Raw genomic sequence first — 19121 nt, 5'->3', positions numbered from 1 at the left:
TTTACGACTCAGAAATTCTTCAATTTATGAGAATTCTGTCAAAAGCTACTTATTACATCGGATTATAAAGTAAGATTATATAGCTTTAAATAATATTCTTAGAAATCTTTACGCTTTATAAAAATTTTTTATAACGTCGACAATACGTTCAGCCGCATGTCCATCCCATAAATCAGGAATACTTCCTTTTTTCCAATCTCCTTTAAACAACTTTTGTAAAGCTGGTTTTATATTGCGATGATCAGTTCCCACCAATTCGTTAGTCCCGATAGTAATAGTTTCTGGTCTTTCGGTATTATCCCGCAAAGTTAAGCAAGGAACTCCCATAATAGTAGTTTCCTCTGTAATCCCGCCAGAATCCGTTACAACTGCTTTGCTGTGTTGTACCAAATAGTTAAATTCTAAATACCCTAACGGGTCCACAATTATTAGATTAGAAGCTTTAAGCTGCAACTCTTCTATTATTTTTGCTGTGCGTGGATGAATAGGAAAAATGACAGGCATATTCTCAACATTGGAAAGTATTTCGGTCATCATTTCTTTCAGTTTTCCAACTTCATCAACATTCGCAGGTCTATGCATTGTAAGTACGATATATTCCTTGGCTTTTAATCCAAACTCTTCAAATAGGGCAGGTTTTTTAAATTTAGACATATTTGACAATAGAGTATCAATCATAACATTACCAACAAAAAATACATCTTCCGTTTTAGCGCCTTCCTTTGCTAAATTTTGATTAGCATTTTCTGATGTTGTAAAAAAATAATCAGTAATACTGTCGGTAACCATTCTATTAATTTCTTCGGGCATTGTTAAATCAAAGGAACGAATTCCCGCTTCTACGTGCGCGACTTTTGTGTTTAATTTTTTGGCTACTATCGCACACGCCATTGTAGAAGTCACATCACCAACGACCAACACCAAGTCTGCCGGATAAGAAATCAAATCTTTCTCAAAAGCTACTAAGATGGAAGCAGTTTGTTCAGCTTGTGATCCGCCGCCACACTCTAAGTTAGCGTCAGGATGTGGAATATTTAATTCCTCAAAAAATGTTCCGCTCATTTTATCATCATAATGCTGTCCAGTATGCACTAATCTGTAATCCATATTGTTGCCAAGATCTTTCGCATTCTGTATGGCATGAATAATTGGAGCAATTTTCATAAAATTTGGCCGCGCTCCTGCTATAATAGTTATTTTCATTTTTTTATAATTCTGGACACTGCATATAGTCCTGTCAATAATTCATTACTTGTTCGGTGGGTATATCGCAACAGTAACGGTTTCAAAAAAGCGTGTGTGTCTTTTGGAAATAATTTCAGTGACCCCACAACATCTTCAACGGTATTACCTTTTAAGGCAAAAATTTGATTTAAAGATTCGGCCTCGTAATTTTTAGATCGTACTAATCGTGATAGTAAAGCTTTTACAATAGATGGAGTTTTTGTGAGTAATCTTTGTTTGAGACTAATTTTCGAAGGCTTTTTATTTGTTTCATCTTCGAATGGTATCTTTGCTAAGCAATCAATTAATATTCCTTGTCTTTCAGTAGATAGATAGAATTTTCTTTCTATTCTTTGTTCAACCGGTAGTGATAAAAACAATTCCATAATTTCCTTTTCCCAGAATGGAAGACGAAATTCTATTTCAAAGAATTCATATATTCTACAGCTATTTACAATAAACTTAGACTGTCTTTCCTGCCAATTAATATATTCTTGAAATTGTACTGCTGAACTGTTAATTTCATCATATATCGTTGATAACGTTCGATAATTAGCATATAATTTATTTACCGAGAGCTCTTTACATTTTCCATGTCTCAGTGATGATCTTTTTAGCGCACCTTGTCTATCAGAACACACCAAGTCTAATTCATTCAAATGTCCGCCAGAAATCATATCTAGCGTGTGTCCGGGCATAATAACATCATCCTCTGTTATTACTCCCTTATTTTTAAGTTCATAAACAGCCAAAAAATCTTGGAAGTGGGGGATTGAGTTGCCCTGATAAGAATCATCTAGATAGGTATCTATAAGACCGTTTTGGTGAAGTTCAAACCACTTTTCCTCGCTATATTCTACGAAATGCCAGTCGTATCCTACGGCATCAGCCACTTTCTTACTCAAAACCGCCTGATGATTATTTAATTTACCATAAGTATAGCATATAACATTTTTTATACCAAGCTTTACTAATATGTTAATCAGTTGTCTAGAATCGTGTCCTCCAGACAGTGGAATTACCCACTTATTACAATTGGGAGCAGAGAGGATGATCCTCTTCATAATACGTTCCAATATTTTATTATATTCGTTAACGAATGAATCTACCGAGATTGAGGATAGGTTATCTTTTGGGACAAATCTGAAATATCTACAAGCTTCAATTGTTGCAGAGTCCTTATCAATTATAATTAATTCCGCTGCCTGAGTACTGTTAACATTATCATAAATTGTCTCATTTCCAAATACATAGCCTGATGTGACCAAATTTGAAACGTTATCTGATTTTATTTTGTATTCTGAAAATAAATTCAACTTATCAGATAAAAGGATTTTTTTTTCCGAAACTGAATAAAACATAGGAAATGTTCGTATGTAATCAGATAATAGAATTATCCTATCTTTCGTTTCGATCACAAATGCAAAAGATCCTTGCATTTTTAATGAAAATTCTTCAATGTTTTCTGCGGATAAATTACTTAGTTTATTCCAAAAGAACGAAGATTTTTCTGCCGATAAATCAACCAATTTTTCTTCGTAGAAGGGGACTCCCTTAAAATGTACAATTGTATTTTGGTCAACCGTTATTTTATTAAATGATAATAAAGTAAGAGTCGAAAGACACTCAGAGCTAATATTATTTAAATCTGATTTGTAGTTTTTTATCATTTATTACTCTTTTAAAAATTAAATAAATTAAGTTCAAGCAACTTTTTTAACTAACACAAGTTATAGTATTATCAGTAAAATAATTTTTAAAATGCTTAGAATCATTTGCCTTAAAATGCAACGCATAATAAACATCTTTTACCGATAGCATTTTTCTAAATGTGTTGAGTAAATGCTTTTTTTGCTCAATAGTATAGCTTGCATTGAAAAGCATTGATACTAAATTATAAGAAACAAAACGCTTCTGTTTGATATCTGTCATAGTTAAATCGATAGATTTAAAAATTTGGATGTTTATATTTAGAACATGCAAAAAATGCTGCTGCTCATCTAAACTTCTCGTAATGCTGCTTAATGGAGTGCAAATGATTGAAGGTTCAATATCTGCTTGCAAAGCGAATTGACCCTTAAATCTTAGTAAATGCCATAAAAAAACGTCCTCTTGAATTGCGTCGATAAAATTAATTGGAAGGATCTTATTAATATTTCTAAAGAACATTGTGGATGCTTTTGGCATATTAGAAAATCTCTCAAGTTCTGGCAGATTGATATTTGCTAACACATCGCCATATCGAACAAAAGGATGATAGGATAGGATGATATTATCTTCTTTCTCAAGTAAATCTAATTGCTTCTGTAATTTATAAGGATCTGTCCATACATCATCACCCGAACAAACTGCAATATACTTCCCCTGACATCTAAGGATATTATAGGTCATTTGAAAAATACCTGAAGGTTTGTTCAAAATCGATATATTATTTTCTCTTTTGTGCAAGAAAAGTTTTATTCTATTAGGATACTTACGCGCATACTCTTGACAAATTTCTCTAGTTCCATCCGTAGATTCATCATCGCCAATTAATATTTCCCAATCAAATGAAGTAACTTGCATAAGAATCCCATCAAGAGATTGCCTTATATAATCAATATGGTTGTAGGTAATAAATAAAACACTCACAAGAGGCTTAATCCCTAAATCGGAATTAATGACATCAACTTTTGCTTTAACGAAAAATTCTTCGAGATAATCTACTGTAAGGAACTTTTCATTGAAATGTGTAGAATTGGGATCTAGCATTGTATTGTTTTTTTATTTTAAAATTTAGCAACAATTCTATTAATGAATTTGTCTATTTATTGTTAACAACTTGTAAATTATAAGATATATAACGCTAATAAAACGTAGGTATTTTACTGAGTATAATCTTTAATTTTTTTTAAAAACTTTTAAGTAAATCTTGATATAAATTATGCATAATTACATATTATGCACCCATTTTTAAATACTATTTTTTGAATTTCTTCTTCATATTAACAATGAGTGTTTTAAGGTCAAGTCGTTGGTCGAGCTCTTTCCAAGAATACCAACATGATACAGCTATCAAAATAATCCCCATACCATAAGCAAAGAGAGATGTGAAAAATTGGACTGCTATAAAACTTAGTATTGCCAATCCAAATTGCACAAAAAATATTTTGATGAATGCTCGGTCAAATGAAAAATCAAATTTCGATTTTGCGATCCAATATACTTGAATAAGATACAGGAAATAGGCGACTAAGAATGAAATTCCCAATCCAGCCAATCCCCAGAAATAATAACCAATAATATTTAGAAGTAAAAGGTAAATATTTGTAATTAACTCATTCCAAAAAAATAATTTTGTTGTTCCTTTTGCCAAAAAAAGGAATCCGATTGTCCAACTAGCTGCTTTAAAAAACATACCTAAAGCCGCCCAATATATCATTGAATTAATCGCAATAAATTGCGAGGAATATAATACAATAACCACCCAATTTATAAATACTAAAAACACCATCAAAATTGGCGCTAAAATTAGCAATGCAATTTCTGCTTGTTGATTAACAACTTCCTTACATTGCGTATTACTATGTGATACGGCAGAAAGACGAGGATAGTAGTCCGCACCCATTGCGGCAAAAATCATCCCCACGTACGTATTAATTATTGCAAATCCGGCATTGTATAGACCAACCTGGTCAATCCCACCATAATTACTAATAAATATCCGAACAAGGTAGGATGCGGCAAGAGTTATGAGAGCACTCAAGCTAATAAAGAATCCCATCTTAAGCATTCCCTTACCCTCAGCGATAGTTCGCACTTTGGATACAAAAACATCCTTAATTTTTAATTTTCTAGCGTACCACCACGTTAATGATAATGAGGTAATAGCCGAAATTATAATTGCTGGAACGATACCTTCTACTCCGTACAAATAGTATAGGGGGATTGTTGTAAAAAGCCCTATAACACTTCCAATCATTGCCGATTGTGCCATATAAGCAATCTGCCTTGTACCACGCAACATAACGCCTTGTCCTGCGCTAATTTGATTTAAAAGTAGTGTAATTGAAATCCAGATAAAAGCAAATGTATAGTCTCGATTTCCAAAAGTTAACTCACTTAACAATGGTGATAATACTGCAGTTATCAAAGCTCCTAATGAGCCTGTTATCCAAACCCAACGCTTAAAAACTTTTGAAACTATGCCCAAACGAGTTTCATTACCAGAACTATGGGCTGCTGCAATGTCTTTAACAGCACTTGTACCCAGTCCAAAGTTTGTTAAACCAGCGATTAAACCTAAAGTTGATGTTAACAAACCAGCTATACCCATACCAGTTGGACCTAATAAAACTGCGATAAATTTAGAGCGAGTAATGCCTATAATAATTTGAAATACTTGAACACCTCCAAAAATGGAGGTGGCTTTCATTACTTGCCGATAAGACGATTTTTGTTCGTTCACAACTTAACAAAAAGAATTTACGACACTAATAATTTTGTCAACCTCTTCTGATGTAGTAATTGGCCCTATTGGTAGGCTTACTACTTCATCGTGGATTATATTAGTTAATGAAAAATCTAAATGATTCATATTAGAGTACGCCAATTGCTTATTTGGTGGGGTAGGGTAATGTATTAAAGTTTGTATGCCATTATCTAATAAGTACTTTTGGAATGCGTCTCTCTTTTTAGTACGTAATACAAATAAGTGCCAAACATGTTCTTTATTATTTTTAACAAATATTGACTCATTAACTGGTACTGGTAAATGGATTAATGGATTTTTAATCTCAGACAAATATCTTTCTGCGATCGCTCTTCTATGTTGGTTTTCTGCTTCTATATATTTTAATTTTACAGCAAGAAAGCCTGCTTGAATTTCATCCATCCTGCTATTAAGACCTTGAAATTCGTTGACATACTTTTTTTTGCTGCCGTAATTTCCTAGAGCACGGATTTGCTCTGCCAATTTAGAATCGTTAGTTGTGACTGCACCAGCATCGCCTAAAGCACCTAGATTTTTACCTGGATAAAAACTAAATCCTGCAGCGTCTCCTAAATTACCTGAACTAATTCCGTTCCAAATCGCACCGATAGCTTGAGCGTTGTCTTCAATAATTTTTAGATTATATTTTTCAGCTAATTCATTTAATTTATTTGACCAGCAAATTTGTCCATAAAGATGAACCACCATTATTGCTTTGGTGTTAGATGTAATACTTTTTTCAATTAAATCAAGATCTAAATTAAAGCTTTTCTCATTGGGCTCTACTAAGATTGGTACAAGACGATTATCTGTTATTGCTAGGAGAGATGCAATGTAGGTGTTTGCAGGCACGATTACCTCATCTCCTTCTTTCATCACGCCCAAATTTATATATGCTTTCAAAATTAACCTTAAAGCATCTAAACCATTTGCGACTCCTATAGTATACTTTGCTCCTGTGAATTTAGACAGCTTTGTTTCAAAATTACTTAATTTCTCTCCCATTAAAAACCAGCCTGCATCAATTACATCAGATGCAACCTGCTTTAATTCGGCGGCATATTGTGCATTTATTTTTTGTAAATCTAAAAATTTTATCATTTGTGATATTATATGTTTTTTATAAATTTTGCTGGACTTCCGTACCATAATTCATTGTTTGGAATGTCTTTAGTTACCAAGCTTCCCGCTCCTATCATCGCGTTTTCACCAATAGTGACACCACCAAGTATAACTGAAGCTGCACCAACAGAAGCCCCTTTTTTTATTGTGATTCTTTGTAAAACAAATGACTGTTTCGCCCTAGGATATTTATCATTTGTAAAAGTTACGTCTGGACCAATCTGAACATCTTCTTCAATTGTAATTCCATCCCACAAAGAAACGCCACACTTTATCGTAACATTATTTCCAATCTGAACATCATTTTCTATAAAGCAATGGCTGCAAATATTACAATTTTCGCCTATTAATGCATGTTTTAATATTACAACAAATTGCCAAACGCGAGTTGTTTTTGGCACTACTGCCTGTACATCTGATAATGGATGAATCATTTTCTTAAATTTTTAATAGCTGTAAAATTTTGGTAATCTCTCATATAATCTTGTTCATCATATTTTTGCGATGCCAAGACTAGACAAGTGGATCCAGAAGAAAAATTATCTATATCTCTCCAAATTCCAGGTACAACATATAACCCTTGGTATGGCCTGTTTAAAGTAATTTTCTTCTTATTTACTCCATCGTCAAGAGTTACATCAAAACTACCTCCAGCCGCCATAATTAATTGATACAAATCCTTGTGAGCATGTCCGCCTCGATCTTCACCTCCAGGGACATCATATAAATAATAGACTCTCTTAATATCAAAAGGAACTTGCTTGTGATTTTCGACTACAGTAATATTTCCTCTGTCTCTATGATTTTTGTCAAGTTCCAATACCTTGCAATCTTCAACCGTGCTTACGGAAAGATCAAATCGCTTTTCTACCACTCCCTCTTTTTTGCTAGAATTGTGGTCAGATAATTGAGGTTTGTATGCTAGATATTCATCATACGATCTTATATAATCATTCTCATCAAATGTTGTCGAAACCAAAATCAACGCGAGAGAATTAGTAGAGAAATTTTCCATGCTTCTCCACATACCGGCAGGAATATGCAAGCCTTTATAAGAACGGTTTAAATGAAATACTTCTTTTTTCTCTCCATCATCAATTACTACATCAAAGCTTCCAGAAATTGCAACTATAAACTCTTCTTGTTTTTTAAAAGCATGGCCACCACGTACTTCACCACCAGGTACATCGTATATCCAAAAAACCCTCTGAACTTCAAATGGCAAGTGGTCAGGATTTTGCAAAAAAGTTAGATTTCCACGAGGATCTTGAATTTTTGGGAGCTCAATAATTTTACAATGTTCCATATTCTAAATTATTTTGCGATTTTTCTTAAGTATGAGGCGTATGTCGATTTACCATCCATTAAAGGACTTTTTTGCAATTCTTCAGTAGAAATAAAGCCCATAGAGTGGCCAATTTCCTCCAAACACGCAATTTTAAGTCCTGTTCTTTTTTCTACAGCCTTTACAAATTCAGTAGCTTCGGTCAGTGCTTCGTGCGTTCCTGTATCTAGCCATGCAAATCCTCTAGACATAACTTGTAAACTCAATTCCTCTTGTTCTAAGTAATACTCATTCACTGTTGTAATTTCTAATTCGCCTCGATGTGACGGCTTTACATTTTCGGCAACCTGAATAACTGAATTTGGGTAAAAGTATAAGCCAATTACAGCATAATTTGATTTTGGATGAGTTGGTTTTTCTACTATACTCAACACTTTTCCGCTCTTGTCAAATTCTGCAACCCCATAGCGCTCTGGATCATCAACATAATATCCAAATACGACGGCCTGCTTTTCTTCTTTGACTTTTCTAACAGATTCTACAAGTAATTTCTGTAGCCCAGCGCCATAAAATATATTGTCTCCTAATACAAGGCACACATCCTCATTTCCTATAAATTCTTTACCAATAATGAACGCTTGTGCTAATCCATCAGGTGACGGTTGCTCAGCATATTCAAGTTTAATCCCGAACTGACTTCCATCTCCTAACAATTTGATAAAGTTGGGCAGGTCATGTGGCGTTGAAATAATTAAAATTTCCTTAATACCCGCCAGCATCAAGACAGACAAAGGATAGTAAATCATAGGCTTGTCATATATTGGTAACAATTGCTTTGATACCGCCAAAGTAAGGGGGTGTAATCTTGTTCCTGAGCCGCCAGCTAAAATAATTCCTTTCATCTTATTATGCTTTATATTGTTCTTCGTAATATTTTTGATAGTTACCAGATGTAACATTTTTCAACCAAGCTTCATTTGATAAGTACCAATCTATCGTTCTCTCAAGTCCCTGCTCAAAAGTTACTGAAGGTGACCATCCAAGTTCAGTGTTGATTTTACTAGCATCAATAGCGTAGCGCAAATCGTGTCCTGGCCTATCTTTTACATAGGTAATCAATTTAGCAGATTCTCCAGCTGATCTACCTAATTTTGAGTCCATTTGAGTACAGAGTAGCTTTACTAAATCGATGTTCTTCCATTCATTAAAACCACCGATATTATAAGTTTCATGATTACGACCTTTGTGGAAGACTAAATCGATTGCTACAGCATGATCCTCTACAAATAACCAGTCACGCGTATAATTTCCATCTCCGTAAACTGGTAAAGGCTTTTTCTCGATGATATTATTTATAAAAAGTGGAATTAATTTTTCTGGAAAGTGGTTTGGTCCGTAATTATTTGAGCAATTTGTGATAACGTAAGGCAAACCATAAGTCTCACCATAAGCTCTTACAAAATGATCAGAGGCCGCTTTTGAAGCTGAGTATGGTGAATTTGGGTCGTAAGATGTGGTTTCTGTAAATAGTCCCGATTCGCCCAATGAGCCATAAACTTCGTCAGTGGAAATATGGTAGAAAAGTTTATTTTCAAAATTTCCATTCCACAATTTTTTGGCAGCATTCAAAAGATTCATTGTTCCTATTACATTTGTTTTCACGAACGCTAAGGGATCTGTTATAGAACGATCAACGTGAGATTCGGCAGCCAAATGCAGCACGCCATCAAATTTATGTTGATCAAATAAATTATCTATAAAATCAGCATCTAAAATATCCCCTTTTATAAAAGTATAATTGGGTAGGTCTTCAATATCCTTTATATTTTCTAAATTACCTGCATAGGTAAGAGCATCTAAATTATAAATATTATAATCAGGATAGTTTTGTACAAACCGTCGAACAACATGCGAACCGATAAATCCAGCACCGCCAGTAATAAGAATATTTTTCATCATCTTTAAACTCTCTTCTACTTTAAACTATTTTTATTTTTAAATCAATCATAACTTCGCACAGCTTCGCGTCGTGAGTCCCATTTAGGCTTCACAAATTCGATTTATTAAGACATATAATCTACTGTCTCAGTATTTTAGGAAAATAAGTTTTTGTGCTCAATTGAACTAAAACTTCTAATATTTCTTATCTAAAATGCCATTTAATCCCTATTCCATATAACTACCTTACGTAGACGATTTGGATTCCCCCTCCTTCGAAGGTACTGACGGGAGGCCCCGGCTTATCATAGCATATTTCCTCTTCACCACCTACAATTCTTAAAGAAACGTTTTTACTCCCCCTCCTTCGGAGGGGGCTGGGGGGAGGAAATAACCAACTTTATTCCCAAACTAGGCAGAAACAAATGCGTTTTTTGATTTGAAATATATTCAACAGTTGCTTGTTGTCCTTTGAATAAACCTTCCTGCAACTCAATCTTCTCTCCAGGTTGAATTGTAGTGACGAAAATATCACTATTTGGTTGATCAATTTCTCTGCGCATTACTGTCATCTCCTCATCTCGAATAACTGCTGGCTTTCCTAGCCAAAAAACGTAATTCAAAACTCCATCAATGATAAAAACTTCCTGCCGTTTAGATTCGTCGATCTGTATAAAAACATAAGAAGAAAACATAGGCGAAATAACTTTCTTCTTACGATCACTCCACTGTCTGATTTCGGTCTTAAGTGGCAAATATATCGTAAAACCTAACTGCTCTAATTGCTGCGCTACTTTTTGCTCCTTGCGAGGCTTTGTATAAAGGGCGTACCAATTCAACATATAATTTAAAAATTGAAAGATTTAAAAAATGAAAGTTTGAGAATGTCCAATCTATTCATTTAGCTTTTTTTGATTATTTAGCTCTTATTTATAACCTTCCGTCAACTTCACACTTCAAAATTCCTTTAACATCGTATAGTACCGAATTCTCTTTTTGAAAATGTGAAATATTCAAATCTAAAAATTCGTTATGCGCTACACCTAAAACAACTGCATCAAATTTATCAGTTGGAAGTGTGCTCTGACTTTTTAATTTATACTCATGCTCTACTTCTGCAGTATTAGCCCAAGGGTCATATATAGTTACAGTGATTCCATAATCTTCTAGAGCTGCTACTACATCTACTATCTTAGTATTACGAACATCAGGACAATTTTCCTTGAAAGTAATTCCTAACATTAATAGCGTGGCGTTTTTTACCGAAACTCCTTTTTTAATCATACACTTAACAACTTGTGAAGCTACGTAAGCCCCCATACTATCGTTAAGTCTTCGGCCTGCCAAAATAATCTCAGGATGATAGCCTTTTTCTTGTGCTTTTTGAGCTAAGTAATAAGGATCAACCCCAATACAGTGTCCACCAACAAGACCTGGTTTAAATGGAAGAAAATTCCATTTTGTTCCAGCAGCCTCCAAAACGTCGTGGGTATTGATATCTAATAAATTAAAAATCTTCGCAAGCTCATTTACAAATGCAATATTTATATCTCGTTGCGAGTTCTCAATCACCTTTGCTGCTTCAGCAACTTTTATTGTTGGTGCCAGATGTGTTCCTGCTGTAATAACAGTTTTATATAAATTATCTATAACAATTCCAATTTCTGGAGTGGATCCAGCAGTTACTTTTAATATCTTTTCGACCGTATGCTCTTTATCTCCTGGATTAATGCGCTCTGGCGAATATCCTGCAAAGAAATCTTGGTTAAATGTAAGACCACTATGACGTTCTAAAACTGGAACGCACTCTTCTTCAGTAACACCTGGATATACCGTAGATTCGTAAATAACGATATCGCCTTTTTTCAAAACTTTCGCTACCGTTTCGCTAGATTTATAAAGTGGTGTCAGATCAGGACGGTTATTTTTATCCACAGGAGTAGGAACGGTCACTATATAGATCGTGCAATCACGAATGTCATCAAGATTGTCTGAACATAGCAGCCCTGTACTAGCATTGTCAAAATTAGGAACTAGTACCTCTTGTAAAATTTCATCAGAAATCTCTAAAGTATTATCTGTTCCTGAACGCAGCTCTGCAATTCTCTTTTTATTGATATCGAATCCTACAACCTGATATTTAGTTGCAAAAAGGCGCGCCAATGGCAAACCCACATATCCTAATCCTATTACTGCGATCTTTTTTGTTTGCATATTCTCTTGTTCTATTTAATAAACCTTGTTTGAAATTTTTAAAATTTTTAAGCTTGAAAAACTTGTAGTCCCTCTACCTCATTTTCAGAAAGCGAAAATACTACTTTTCTATTTATTATCCCTTCTATTTTCGCAGATAGATGCTCAACGTATTCTTTGTTAAGCGACTTACCTACAAGTGTAATACTGATAATTCCGGAGTCGATACCATTAGCATAATCTCCTGTAACTATAATCTTATCTACAGAGCCCATTCGCTCCAAAACTTGCGCAGTAATAGCATCAAGTCCAATATAGGTGCGCACTATTTTCTGCAGTGACCCAAAAAGCGGATGCTTGCTATTTGCTTTGTACAAAACTCGATTTTGCACATTTTCTTTTTCAAGATAACCTGCTTCCGAGAGATTATTCAACTCTTTTCGAATGGAATTTGTAGATTCATTAAATTCCGTCGCCAACCCACGCAAATGCCCTTCATTGGCAACATTCATAAAGAATTTAACCAATAATCGTAAACGAGTTTTTGAAGTGATTAAGGAATCTAACATTTTAACAAAAATTTATTGCGCAACAAAAGTACTCGATAAATCTAAAACAACAAATAATATTTTAATTATTAATCATTTGTTGTTTTAGAAGATAGGAAGGTGTTAGTTAGATAAGAGGATAGGAAGGTTTTGGAGAGGAAGGCTGTAGAGGAAGGCTGTAGAGGAAGGCTGTATAGAAGAAGGTGCTAGATAAGAGGATAGGAAAGTTTTGGATAGGAAGAAAAGAGGGCTATTTTAAGGTGAATTGTGTGTTAAAGAAATATTCCTTTTTTTGATCAAAATAATATACTAATTTGGTATTACCTTAATATTAGACCATGAGTTCATCATATAAAGATCTTGATGTTTATAAATTGACAATCGATTTTGTAACGGTACTGTATGCCTGCACGGCTAAATTCCCAAAAGAAGAGCAATTTGGTTTAGTGAGTCAAATGCGGAGAGCTGCGGTTTCGATTCCTTCGAATATTGCCGAAGGCGCTGCAAGACAAGGCAACAAAGAGTTCATTCATTTTTTATATATTTCTTTGGGTAGTAAAGCGGAATTAGAAACACAACTGACTATTGCTTACAATCTGCAATTTACCAACGAAAATGATTACGAACATTTGCAGCGAAAATTAGATGAAATTGGAAAAATGCTTGCAGGTCTAATACGATTTAGAAAAAGCGTAATTGGATAGGAAGGGGTTAGATAAGAAGGTGCTAGATAGGATGATATTATGTATAAGGATAATGGTACTTTGAGAAAATCATGTTGTTTTTAGAATGACGTCCAGCGGCAGCGTCGCGCCATGTGGGTTTTCGCATTGATATCTAATGATATTCGATTCTCTGATTTAATATATAATTGCTGCACTGTCATGCTCCAATCCTCCTAGCTTCCAGCCCTCCTATCAAACACCTTCCTATTCTCCTATCTTCAAATCTTTCTATCCTCTTATCTTTCTATCCTCTTATCTTCCAATCCTCCTATCTTCCTATCCTCTTATCTTCCAATCCTCCTATCTTCCAATCCTCTTATCCTCCTATCTTCCAATCTTCAAATCCTCCTATCTTCCAATCCTCCTATCTTCCAATCCTCCTATCCAACACCTTCCTATCTTCCTATCCAAACCCTTCCTATCCAATCGAAAGCAACTCATTCTGCATTGCATAAAGCATCAAGCCAGCGGCATTCTTCACATTGGCTTTGATAAATATATTATTTTTATGACCTTCGATGGTTTTGGGTGATAAGAATAATGCAGTTCCAATTTCGTTAGTGGTCTTTTGTAAAGCAATTAAGTTTATAATCTCCAATTCTCTAGCGGTATAAAGTTCTTTGACGGTGAGATGAATTTTGGGAGTGTTTTCGTTAATTTGCCCTCTAAGATAGACCAGTTGCTCTTTCGAAAAATAATAGCCATCTTCTAAAACTTGATACAGGATTTGCAACAATTCAGTAGGCAAAAGTCCTTTTGGCACATATGCGCTGAATCCACTTTTTAATACGTTGCCAATTTGGTTGTCTTGAAAATGTGTCGACATTAATAAAATGGGCACCTCTTCAGATATTGTTCTCAGAAAGGATACAACATCATTTCCAGTACCGTCCTTTAACTGGTAATCTAAAATAATTAAATCTGGTATATTGGTACTGTCATAATAATCTAAAGCAATCTGACAATTATGGAATTGATTTCTAACCTGAATTTTTTCTTTGCTTTCCAAAAATTCAGAAAGCAAGGCAACTGTCAAAACATCATCATCAATAATATCAATTGTTTTTTTCATCTTCTATTTTTAAAAGCATGCAATATTTCAGTCCTCCACTTTTAATCCACCTAAATTTATAAATAGATTTCAAATATTGATTTCTAAATTTAATATTTTTATGCCCATTGCCACCAAGTTCATTATCTGAATTTTCGGTTTTCCCAACTTCACCAAAATCTTGGTAATTAAGGAAAAGTACGTCTTTACGCTGGTAAATACTAACCTTGACCACGGACGCATTTGCATATTTGAAGGTATTCTGAAGTAGTTCCTGAAAAATTCTCAGAATATTTATTTTAGTATCAGAATTCATTGCAACCATTTGATCTTGAGTATTACTATAAAACTGGTATCCGAATGAATCTGCATATCTCTTTATTTCTTCCTCAATAAGCAGATCTATAGAGCTTTCATTAATCATTGGAGGACTTAGATCATGAATAATATTTCGAGATTTTACAACTAATTCCTTAATATCTAAAGCCGTCACACTTTGTTCCATTCCGATTTTATACTGCATTCTAACCAGTTCACCTATAAAACCGTCATGCATATCACGTGCAATGCGCTCCCGTTCTGCTTCTTGGGATTTTATCACAGATTGACTCAAATCAAACTGCGTTTCCAGCTCAATATTTTTCTTATCAATTTCCAACTGATGACTTTTTGCCAGCGATTTCATATATAAGGTATAAAATGCCGCAATCAGAAAAATGATAAACAGTACAATGGCGAAGACCCAAAATATTACAACCTGTGGATTTTTCCAAATTTCCATGAATCAAATAATAACAAAAAGTTAAAAACAACGCAAGCCAATGAATAGGTAATCCAAATAATAAAAATTTCGCTTTCCTTGACATTAATTAGCAAATTCAGTAGTAGAAAATGCACAAATGTCAATGAGAAGTACAGTACAATACCAAAATTAAGCTTTACAAATCGCTTAGGAAGTGACAAACTGTAAATACTGTAAAATGCTAGGGCGATGAGAATAACCGAGTTGCACACCCTCGAGACAACAAAGACACTTCCTACTGAATTATAATAAATCAGTAAAGCATCGACAATTGCTAGCAATCCTCCTAGAAACAGAATTATATTTAATTTCTTTGCAGCATACTGAGTTTTGAAGTAATTGACAAAAATAAGTAGTTCAAAAAAGCTAAATATTGGAATAATCATTAAAGTATGTTTAACTGCATAAGCTCCATACAAATTTACAATTTCGGTAAGGGCACAAAGAACAAGGTATTTGCAAAACAATGAACTTTCCTTCCATTTTGACGCCGCGAGTAATAAGCAAATAGAACCTAAAACAATGGTGGTTATACTTGAGAATAGTGAAATATTTTTTAGTAATTCTAAAACACTCATAATCGCCGACTAAGATGATAAATCTTGTAGTCCGAATAAACTTTCGGTACCATAGGGTGGGCAAATTCTAGCCAAATCATAATAGGTTGCGGAATGTTCAGGGCTATTATTCTGTATGATCAAATCTGGACTGTAAGTAGTTATTTGATTTTTATTGAATTTCATACCAAAATATGCCAAATAACCATTTTCTAATAAAAAATCATCTTTACCGATGCTAAAAACGTCATAAGCTTCATTTTTCTCTAAATACTCTTTCAGGATTTCAGGATTTTGCCAAGCTATAATTCTCCGTCTTGCTTCAGCTTCGTCAATCTCTGCCGGCTCTGAACCAATTTTATTATCTAAAACGATTGAAAAAATATAATCCTCTGCGTTTTCGAAATTTTTTATAAGTTCGGGGTTATCATTATAATCAGAGATAATATGCATAACAATTGTATCTGACATCGTCTGCTTATTCTCTTGAACTCCAAAATAGATATGAAAATTATCCTTACAATTAGAAAATGGAGGAAGTATCACTTTAAAAGACGAACATTGCTGCCATAGAGAAAAAACTTTTTCCTTATCCTTTTTTACCTCATTCCATCTAGAAATACTTGAAATAACTGTTACAATTTGTTCGTTCATTTTATAAAATTTATTCAAAAATAACCATTTAAAACTTAAATAGGATTATCCCTTTAAAATAAATCCTAGGAAAACCCTTGCGATTGTTTAACTCTTCTACCGTTACTTTGCTTTAGACTTTTGATTCTTAAATACTACACGCTTACTGCAGTATTGATTTTTTAAATTCAGAAAAATCTAAAGGATAAAGTCTTCATTATTAATTGAAAATAGTAGAGTTATGAAAAGTAAAAATGAGACACTCCGAATTAGTTTGTTTTTTGATGGTGGTAATAATGATGCTTTTGATAAAAATGAAAAAATATCAATACATACCAACGCTTCTACACCTGTAGCAGAACATGATATTCTACAATCTAATATCTACCGGCTATACTCTAATATTCATAGCAAAAGAAATGCTTTTAATAAATCTATCTATGTTGGAGGCGGTAACTCTACAACTTCAGGAAGCAAACAAGATTCTGACTCTATCACCGATTTTGACCCGTATGAAGTAAATTCTAAAACAAATATTGCTTTTAGAAATTTAATCGATATTCTAAAGGAATTCTGTGCACAACATAAGGAAGTTACACTAAATTTAAAAATAGATTTATTTGGCTTTAGTGTAGGAGCAGCATTAGCGCGGAATTTTGCAAACTTGCTGCACTCTAACGGGACTATAAATGATGATATTGCCTCCGTGCTTTGCGTACATAATAATATTTTAAAAGGAATTAGCTTTGGATTTATTGGCCTTTTTGATGGAACCAAAACTGATTTTAGCGGGGTAGCCAATGCCAAAATCAATCTCGACTTAAATGAAATTAAAGCAGATGCAACTTTTCATTTAACTGCACTACATGAATTTAGGGAAAACTTTCCGTTGCTAAGTGTTACAAATAACACACACTATGCAACGTCATGCAACTTAGATACTCTTGGAAGTTCGTCCAACCGTGTTACCAATACCTTTGAATTTGCAGTGCCTGGATCTCACAAAGATATTGGCGGAGGCTGTCAATTATTTGAAGATGAGAATATTATCATAAACACAAAGCCTACTTATATTGCAACAGGCTTAGCAGAAAGCATTCAAAATTTAATTGATTCAAATTTACTTCTAGCTCCGTTGTTTGCTCAGATGAAGTTTGAATACAACATCTTTCGTGGCGGATACACTGCAGTTAATTGTCGTAAAAACATTTATGGACACTTACAATTATTGTATGCACGATTGATGGTCGATACCGCGGTAAAATTTGGAGTGCCATTTGATCACGCTAAATTTGAAGTAGCTCACCCCATCCCTGCCGAGTTGGGATATTTTTTCAGCACATTATTAGATTGTCGTGATTTATTGTTAAACGTGAAAAACTTCAGCTCTCCACTTAATGTATTAGACGCACCACTTGTTCAAAAATACGTGCACCTTTCGGCTGCAGCCAAAGCATCGATTGCTGTAGATAAGAGGAAAATTAAAATTTCGTTACTTGGTAAAACTTTGACTTCTAGGAAAAGCTTTTCATTTTTAAATAGTGCAGCGGCAATGTAATTGGACAGAGGATTTGAAGTTATATGAGACCTACAGTTTAATTCTCCAACTATTACATATTTACAGCATACTATTGCCTAGCGGTAGCGGAAGTACCTTCTATAAAATCAGCAATTTCGTTATAACGCTTATTCCAAGGCCAGAAATATTGCAGCACCATAGGAATGTGCTTTTTATCAACTAAAATTGTTGGAACATTTTGTTGATACTTTTTTAACTCAGCTAAAAATCTGTCGTTAGCGACTTTTATCGAAGGGTAGGTTTTCTTACCCGTATAAATTAGAAATGGAGGAGACCTCTCGTTGAGGAAGTAAATTGGAGATGCATTTTTCCATTCGTCTTTATCATTGGTCCATGTACTTAGATAGTTACTCTCATCCGTGGGTGGATATTCTTGGAGATAGTGCTTCATATCCAATCCAGCAGCATCATTGAGAATAATGCCTGAAATAGTTTCGGTTGGAATTCCGTATTTGCTGTTAAGTGTTGCCAAAGCAACAAGGTGACCGCCAGCGGAATGCCCAGTAACAAAGAGTTTTTGACCATCTCCATTATAAAGATGTATATTTTCTTTTGTCCAAAGCATCGCAGCTGCAATTTCGCGGGTCATTTGATCGTAGTTCGCTATTGGACTTAATGTGTAGGCGGGAATTACAGTGATTATGCCTTTCTTGGCAAAATTTCGTCCGATAAATCCGTACATATTTTTACTGCCTGTATTCCAATTCCCACCGTGAACAAAAATCAAAACCGGCATAGGATGTTTTGACTCTTTGCGAGGTACAAAGATATTGAGCTTTACATTTGACTGATCACTATTTGTGATATAGCTAACATCTTTGAATTTGCTTGAACTACAGCTTGCAAATACGCTGCTAAAGAGAATAAGAATTATTGAGAAATAGTTAAAAGTTAACAGTTTACGGTTTACAGCTTGTGCTCTCATAGTTTTGGTTTACGTCAAAAATATTTTTGAAAACTTAACTACCATCTACGATTTAATATAATATATGG

At 34.2% G+C, this 19121-nt stretch carries 19 protein-coding genes; 2 read left to right on the top strand and 17 right to left on the bottom strand.

The genetic code is table 11. The features are described 5' to 3' along the window. Positions 1-108 precede the first annotated feature (108 nt). The 12 genes from wecB to SBO79_RS06040 all read right to left on the bottom strand — a co-directional run bounded on the left by wecB (position 109) and on the right by SBO79_RS06040 (position 12802). Positions 109-1203 (bottom strand): non-hydrolyzing UDP-N-acetylglucosamine 2-epimerase, encoded by a 1095-nt coding sequence (gene wecB / locus SBO79_RS06095; RefSeq protein ID WP_318643078.1) that lies wholly within the window; start codon positions 1201-1203, stop codon positions 109-111. Then, a complete protein-coding gene (locus SBO79_RS06090; RefSeq protein ID WP_318643076.1) occupies positions 1200-2894 on the bottom strand; it encodes an asparagine synthase-related protein in 1695 nt (564 codons plus the stop codon). The genes wecB and SBO79_RS06090 overlap by 4 nt, the downstream gene beginning before the upstream one ends. A 46-nt stretch (positions 2895-2940) precedes the next feature. Further along, positions 2941-3975 (bottom strand): glycosyltransferase family 2 protein, encoded by a 1035-nt coding sequence (locus tag SBO79_RS06085; protein WP_318643074.1) that lies wholly within the window; start codon positions 3973-3975, stop codon positions 2941-2943. Between the two features lie 208 nt (positions 3976-4183). Further along, positions 4184-5671, bottom strand: a complete 1488-nt coding sequence (locus SBO79_RS06080; protein ID WP_318643072.1) for an O-antigen translocase — start codon at positions 5669-5671, stop codon at positions 4184-4186. A 3-nt stretch (positions 5672-5674) separates the two neighbouring features. Next, positions 5675-6796, bottom strand: coding sequence for a DegT/DnrJ/EryC1/StrS family aminotransferase (locus SBO79_RS06075; protein WP_318643070.1), 1122 nt, complete (start codon positions 6794-6796; stop codon positions 5675-5677). Between the two features lie 8 nt (positions 6797-6804). Next, a complete protein-coding gene (locus tag SBO79_RS06070; RefSeq protein WP_318643068.1) occupies positions 6805-7251 on the bottom strand; it encodes an acyltransferase in 447 nt (148 codons plus the stop codon). After that, a complete protein-coding gene (locus SBO79_RS06065) occupies positions 7248-8123 on the bottom strand; it encodes a sugar 3,4-ketoisomerase (protein ID WP_318643066.1) in 876 nt (291 codons plus the stop codon). The genes SBO79_RS06070 and SBO79_RS06065 overlap by 4 nt, the downstream gene beginning before the upstream one ends. A gap of 8 nt (positions 8124-8131) precedes the next feature. Beyond that, positions 8132-9004: a glucose-1-phosphate thymidylyltransferase RfbA gene (rfbA, locus tag SBO79_RS06060; RefSeq protein WP_318643064.1), complete on the bottom strand. Its 873-nt coding sequence runs from the start codon at positions 9002-9004 to the stop codon at positions 8132-8134. Positions 9005-9008: 4 nt separating this feature from the next. Beyond that, positions 9009-10058, bottom strand: coding sequence for a dTDP-glucose 4,6-dehydratase (rfbB, locus tag SBO79_RS06055; RefSeq protein ID WP_318643450.1), 1050 nt, complete (start codon positions 10056-10058; stop codon positions 9009-9011). Positions 10059-10393: 335 nt separating this feature from the next. Further along, a complete protein-coding gene (locus SBO79_RS06050) occupies positions 10394-10882 on the bottom strand; it encodes a UpxY family transcription antiterminator (RefSeq protein ID WP_318643062.1) in 489 nt (162 codons plus the stop codon). Between the two features lie 88 nt (positions 10883-10970). Beyond that, entirely contained in the window at positions 10971-12254 is a 1284-nt protein-coding gene (locus tag SBO79_RS06045; RefSeq protein ID WP_318643060.1) for a nucleotide sugar dehydrogenase, read from the bottom strand. Between the two features lie 47 nt (positions 12255-12301). Next, positions 12302-12802 (bottom strand): ArsR family transcriptional regulator, encoded by a 501-nt coding sequence (locus SBO79_RS06040; protein ID WP_318643058.1) that lies wholly within the window; start codon positions 12800-12802, stop codon positions 12302-12304. 317 nt (positions 12803-13119) lie between these two features. Between SBO79_RS06040 and SBO79_RS06035 the strand changes: the two genes are divergently transcribed. Next, on the top strand, positions 13120-13485 hold the full coding sequence (locus SBO79_RS06035) for a four helix bundle protein (RefSeq protein WP_318643056.1): 366 nt from the start codon (positions 13120-13122) through the stop codon (positions 13483-13485). Between the two features lie 439 nt (positions 13486-13924). On the opposite strand, the gene SBO79_RS06030 is transcribed toward SBO79_RS06035, so the two are convergent. Genes SBO79_RS06030 through SBO79_RS06015 form a run of 4 tightly spaced genes read right to left on the bottom strand, consistent with a single transcriptional unit; the run spans position 13925 to position 16570 of the window. Then, the gene (locus SBO79_RS06030; protein ID WP_318643054.1) at positions 13925-14578 is read right to left on the bottom strand and encodes a response regulator; all 654 of its coding nucleotides are present in this window, start codon (positions 14576-14578) and stop codon (positions 13925-13927) included. Continuing rightward, positions 14562-15338, bottom strand: coding sequence for a sensor histidine kinase (locus SBO79_RS06025; RefSeq protein ID WP_318643052.1), 777 nt, complete (start codon positions 15336-15338; stop codon positions 14562-14564). Before SBO79_RS06025 ends, SBO79_RS06030 begins: the two co-directional genes overlap by 17 nt. Then, entirely contained in the window at positions 15308-15937 is a 630-nt protein-coding gene (locus SBO79_RS06020; protein ID WP_318643051.1) for a hypothetical protein, read from the bottom strand. Before SBO79_RS06020 ends, SBO79_RS06025 begins: the two co-directional genes overlap by 31 nt. A gap of 9 nt (positions 15938-15946) precedes the next feature. Beyond that, a complete protein-coding gene (locus SBO79_RS06015; RefSeq protein ID WP_318643049.1) occupies positions 15947-16570 on the bottom strand; it encodes a hypothetical protein in 624 nt (207 codons plus the stop codon). Between the two features lie 220 nt (positions 16571-16790). Here SBO79_RS06015 and SBO79_RS06010 point away from each other — a divergent pair, with 220 nt between their 5' ends. Then, positions 16791-18107: a phospholipase effector Tle1 domain-containing protein gene (locus tag SBO79_RS06010; protein ID WP_318643047.1), complete on the top strand. Its 1317-nt coding sequence runs from the start codon at positions 16791-16793 to the stop codon at positions 18105-18107. A gap of 70 nt (positions 18108-18177) precedes the next feature. Here the strand turns inward: SBO79_RS06010 and SBO79_RS06005 are convergent, their stop codons facing one another. Then, on the bottom strand, positions 18178-19053 hold the full coding sequence (locus SBO79_RS06005; protein ID WP_318643045.1) for an alpha/beta hydrolase: 876 nt from the start codon (positions 19051-19053) through the stop codon (positions 18178-18180). Positions 19054-19121 lie beyond the last annotated feature (68 nt).

The sequence above is a fragment of the Flavobacterium ardleyense genome, assembly GCF_033547075.1.
Lineage (GTDB): Bacteria > Bacteroidota > Bacteroidia > Flavobacteriales > Flavobacteriaceae > Flavobacterium > Flavobacterium ardleyense_A.
This window is presented reverse-complemented; position numbering and strand designations above follow the sequence as displayed.

What these genes read in the sequence shown, in the direction of transcription:
- wecB (WP_318643078.1), bottom strand. Translation starts at nt 1,203, where the DNA reads ATGAAAATAACTATTATAGCAGGAGCGCGGCCAAATTTTATGAAAATT.
- SBO79_RS06090 (WP_318643076.1), bottom strand. Translation starts at nt 2,894, where the DNA reads ATGATAAAAAACTACAAATCAGATTTAAATAATATTAGCTCTGAGTGT.
- SBO79_RS06085 (WP_318643074.1), bottom strand. Translation starts at nt 3,975, where the DNA reads ATGCTAGATCCCAATTCTACACATTTCAATGAAAAGTTCCTTACAGTA.
- SBO79_RS06075 (WP_318643070.1), bottom strand. Translation starts at nt 6,796, where the DNA reads ATGATAAAATTTTTAGATTTACAAAAAATAAATGCACAATATGCCGCC.
- SBO79_RS06070 (WP_318643068.1), bottom strand. Translation starts at nt 7,251, where the DNA reads ATGATTCATCCATTATCAGATGTACAGGCAGTAGTGCCAAAAACAACT.
- SBO79_RS06065 (WP_318643066.1), bottom strand. Translation starts at nt 8,123, where the DNA reads ATGGAACATTGTAAAATTATTGAGCTCCCAAAAATTCAAGATCCTCGT.
- rfbA (WP_318643064.1), bottom strand. Translation starts at nt 9,004, where the DNA reads ATGAAAGGAATTATTTTAGCTGGCGGCTCAGGAACAAGATTACACCCC.
- rfbB (WP_318643450.1), bottom strand. Translation starts at nt 10,058, where the DNA reads ATGAAAAATATTCTTATTACTGGCGGTGCTGGATTTATCGGTTCGCAT.
- SBO79_RS06050 (WP_318643062.1), bottom strand. Translation starts at nt 10,882, where the DNA reads ATGTTGAATTGGTACGCCCTTTATACAAAGCCTCGCAAGGAGCAAAAA.
- SBO79_RS06045 (WP_318643060.1), bottom strand. Translation starts at nt 12,254, where the DNA reads ATGCAAACAAAAAAGATCGCAGTAATAGGATTAGGATATGTGGGTTTG.
- SBO79_RS06040 (WP_318643058.1), bottom strand. Translation starts at nt 12,802, where the DNA reads ATGTTAGATTCCTTAATCACTTCAAAAACTCGTTTACGATTATTGGTT.
- SBO79_RS06035 (WP_318643056.1), top strand. Translation starts at nt 13,120, where the DNA reads ATGAGTTCATCATATAAAGATCTTGATGTTTATAAATTGACAATCGAT.
- SBO79_RS06030 (WP_318643054.1), bottom strand. Translation starts at nt 14,578, where the DNA reads ATGAAAAAAACAATTGATATTATTGATGATGATGTTTTGACAGTTGCC.
- SBO79_RS06025 (WP_318643052.1), bottom strand. Translation starts at nt 15,338, where the DNA reads ATGGAAATTTGGAAAAATCCACAGGTTGTAATATTTTGGGTCTTCGCC.
- SBO79_RS06020 (WP_318643051.1), bottom strand. Translation starts at nt 15,937, where the DNA reads ATGAGTGTTTTAGAATTACTAAAAAATATTTCACTATTCTCAAGTATA.
- SBO79_RS06015 (WP_318643049.1), bottom strand. Translation starts at nt 16,570, where the DNA reads ATGAACGAACAAATTGTAACAGTTATTTCAAGTATTTCTAGATGGAAT.
- SBO79_RS06010 (WP_318643047.1), top strand. Translation starts at nt 16,791, where the DNA reads ATGAAAAGTAAAAATGAGACACTCCGAATTAGTTTGTTTTTTGATGGT.
- SBO79_RS06005 (WP_318643045.1), bottom strand. Translation starts at nt 19,053, where the DNA reads ATGAGAGCACAAGCTGTAAACCGTAAACTGTTAACTTTTAACTATTTC.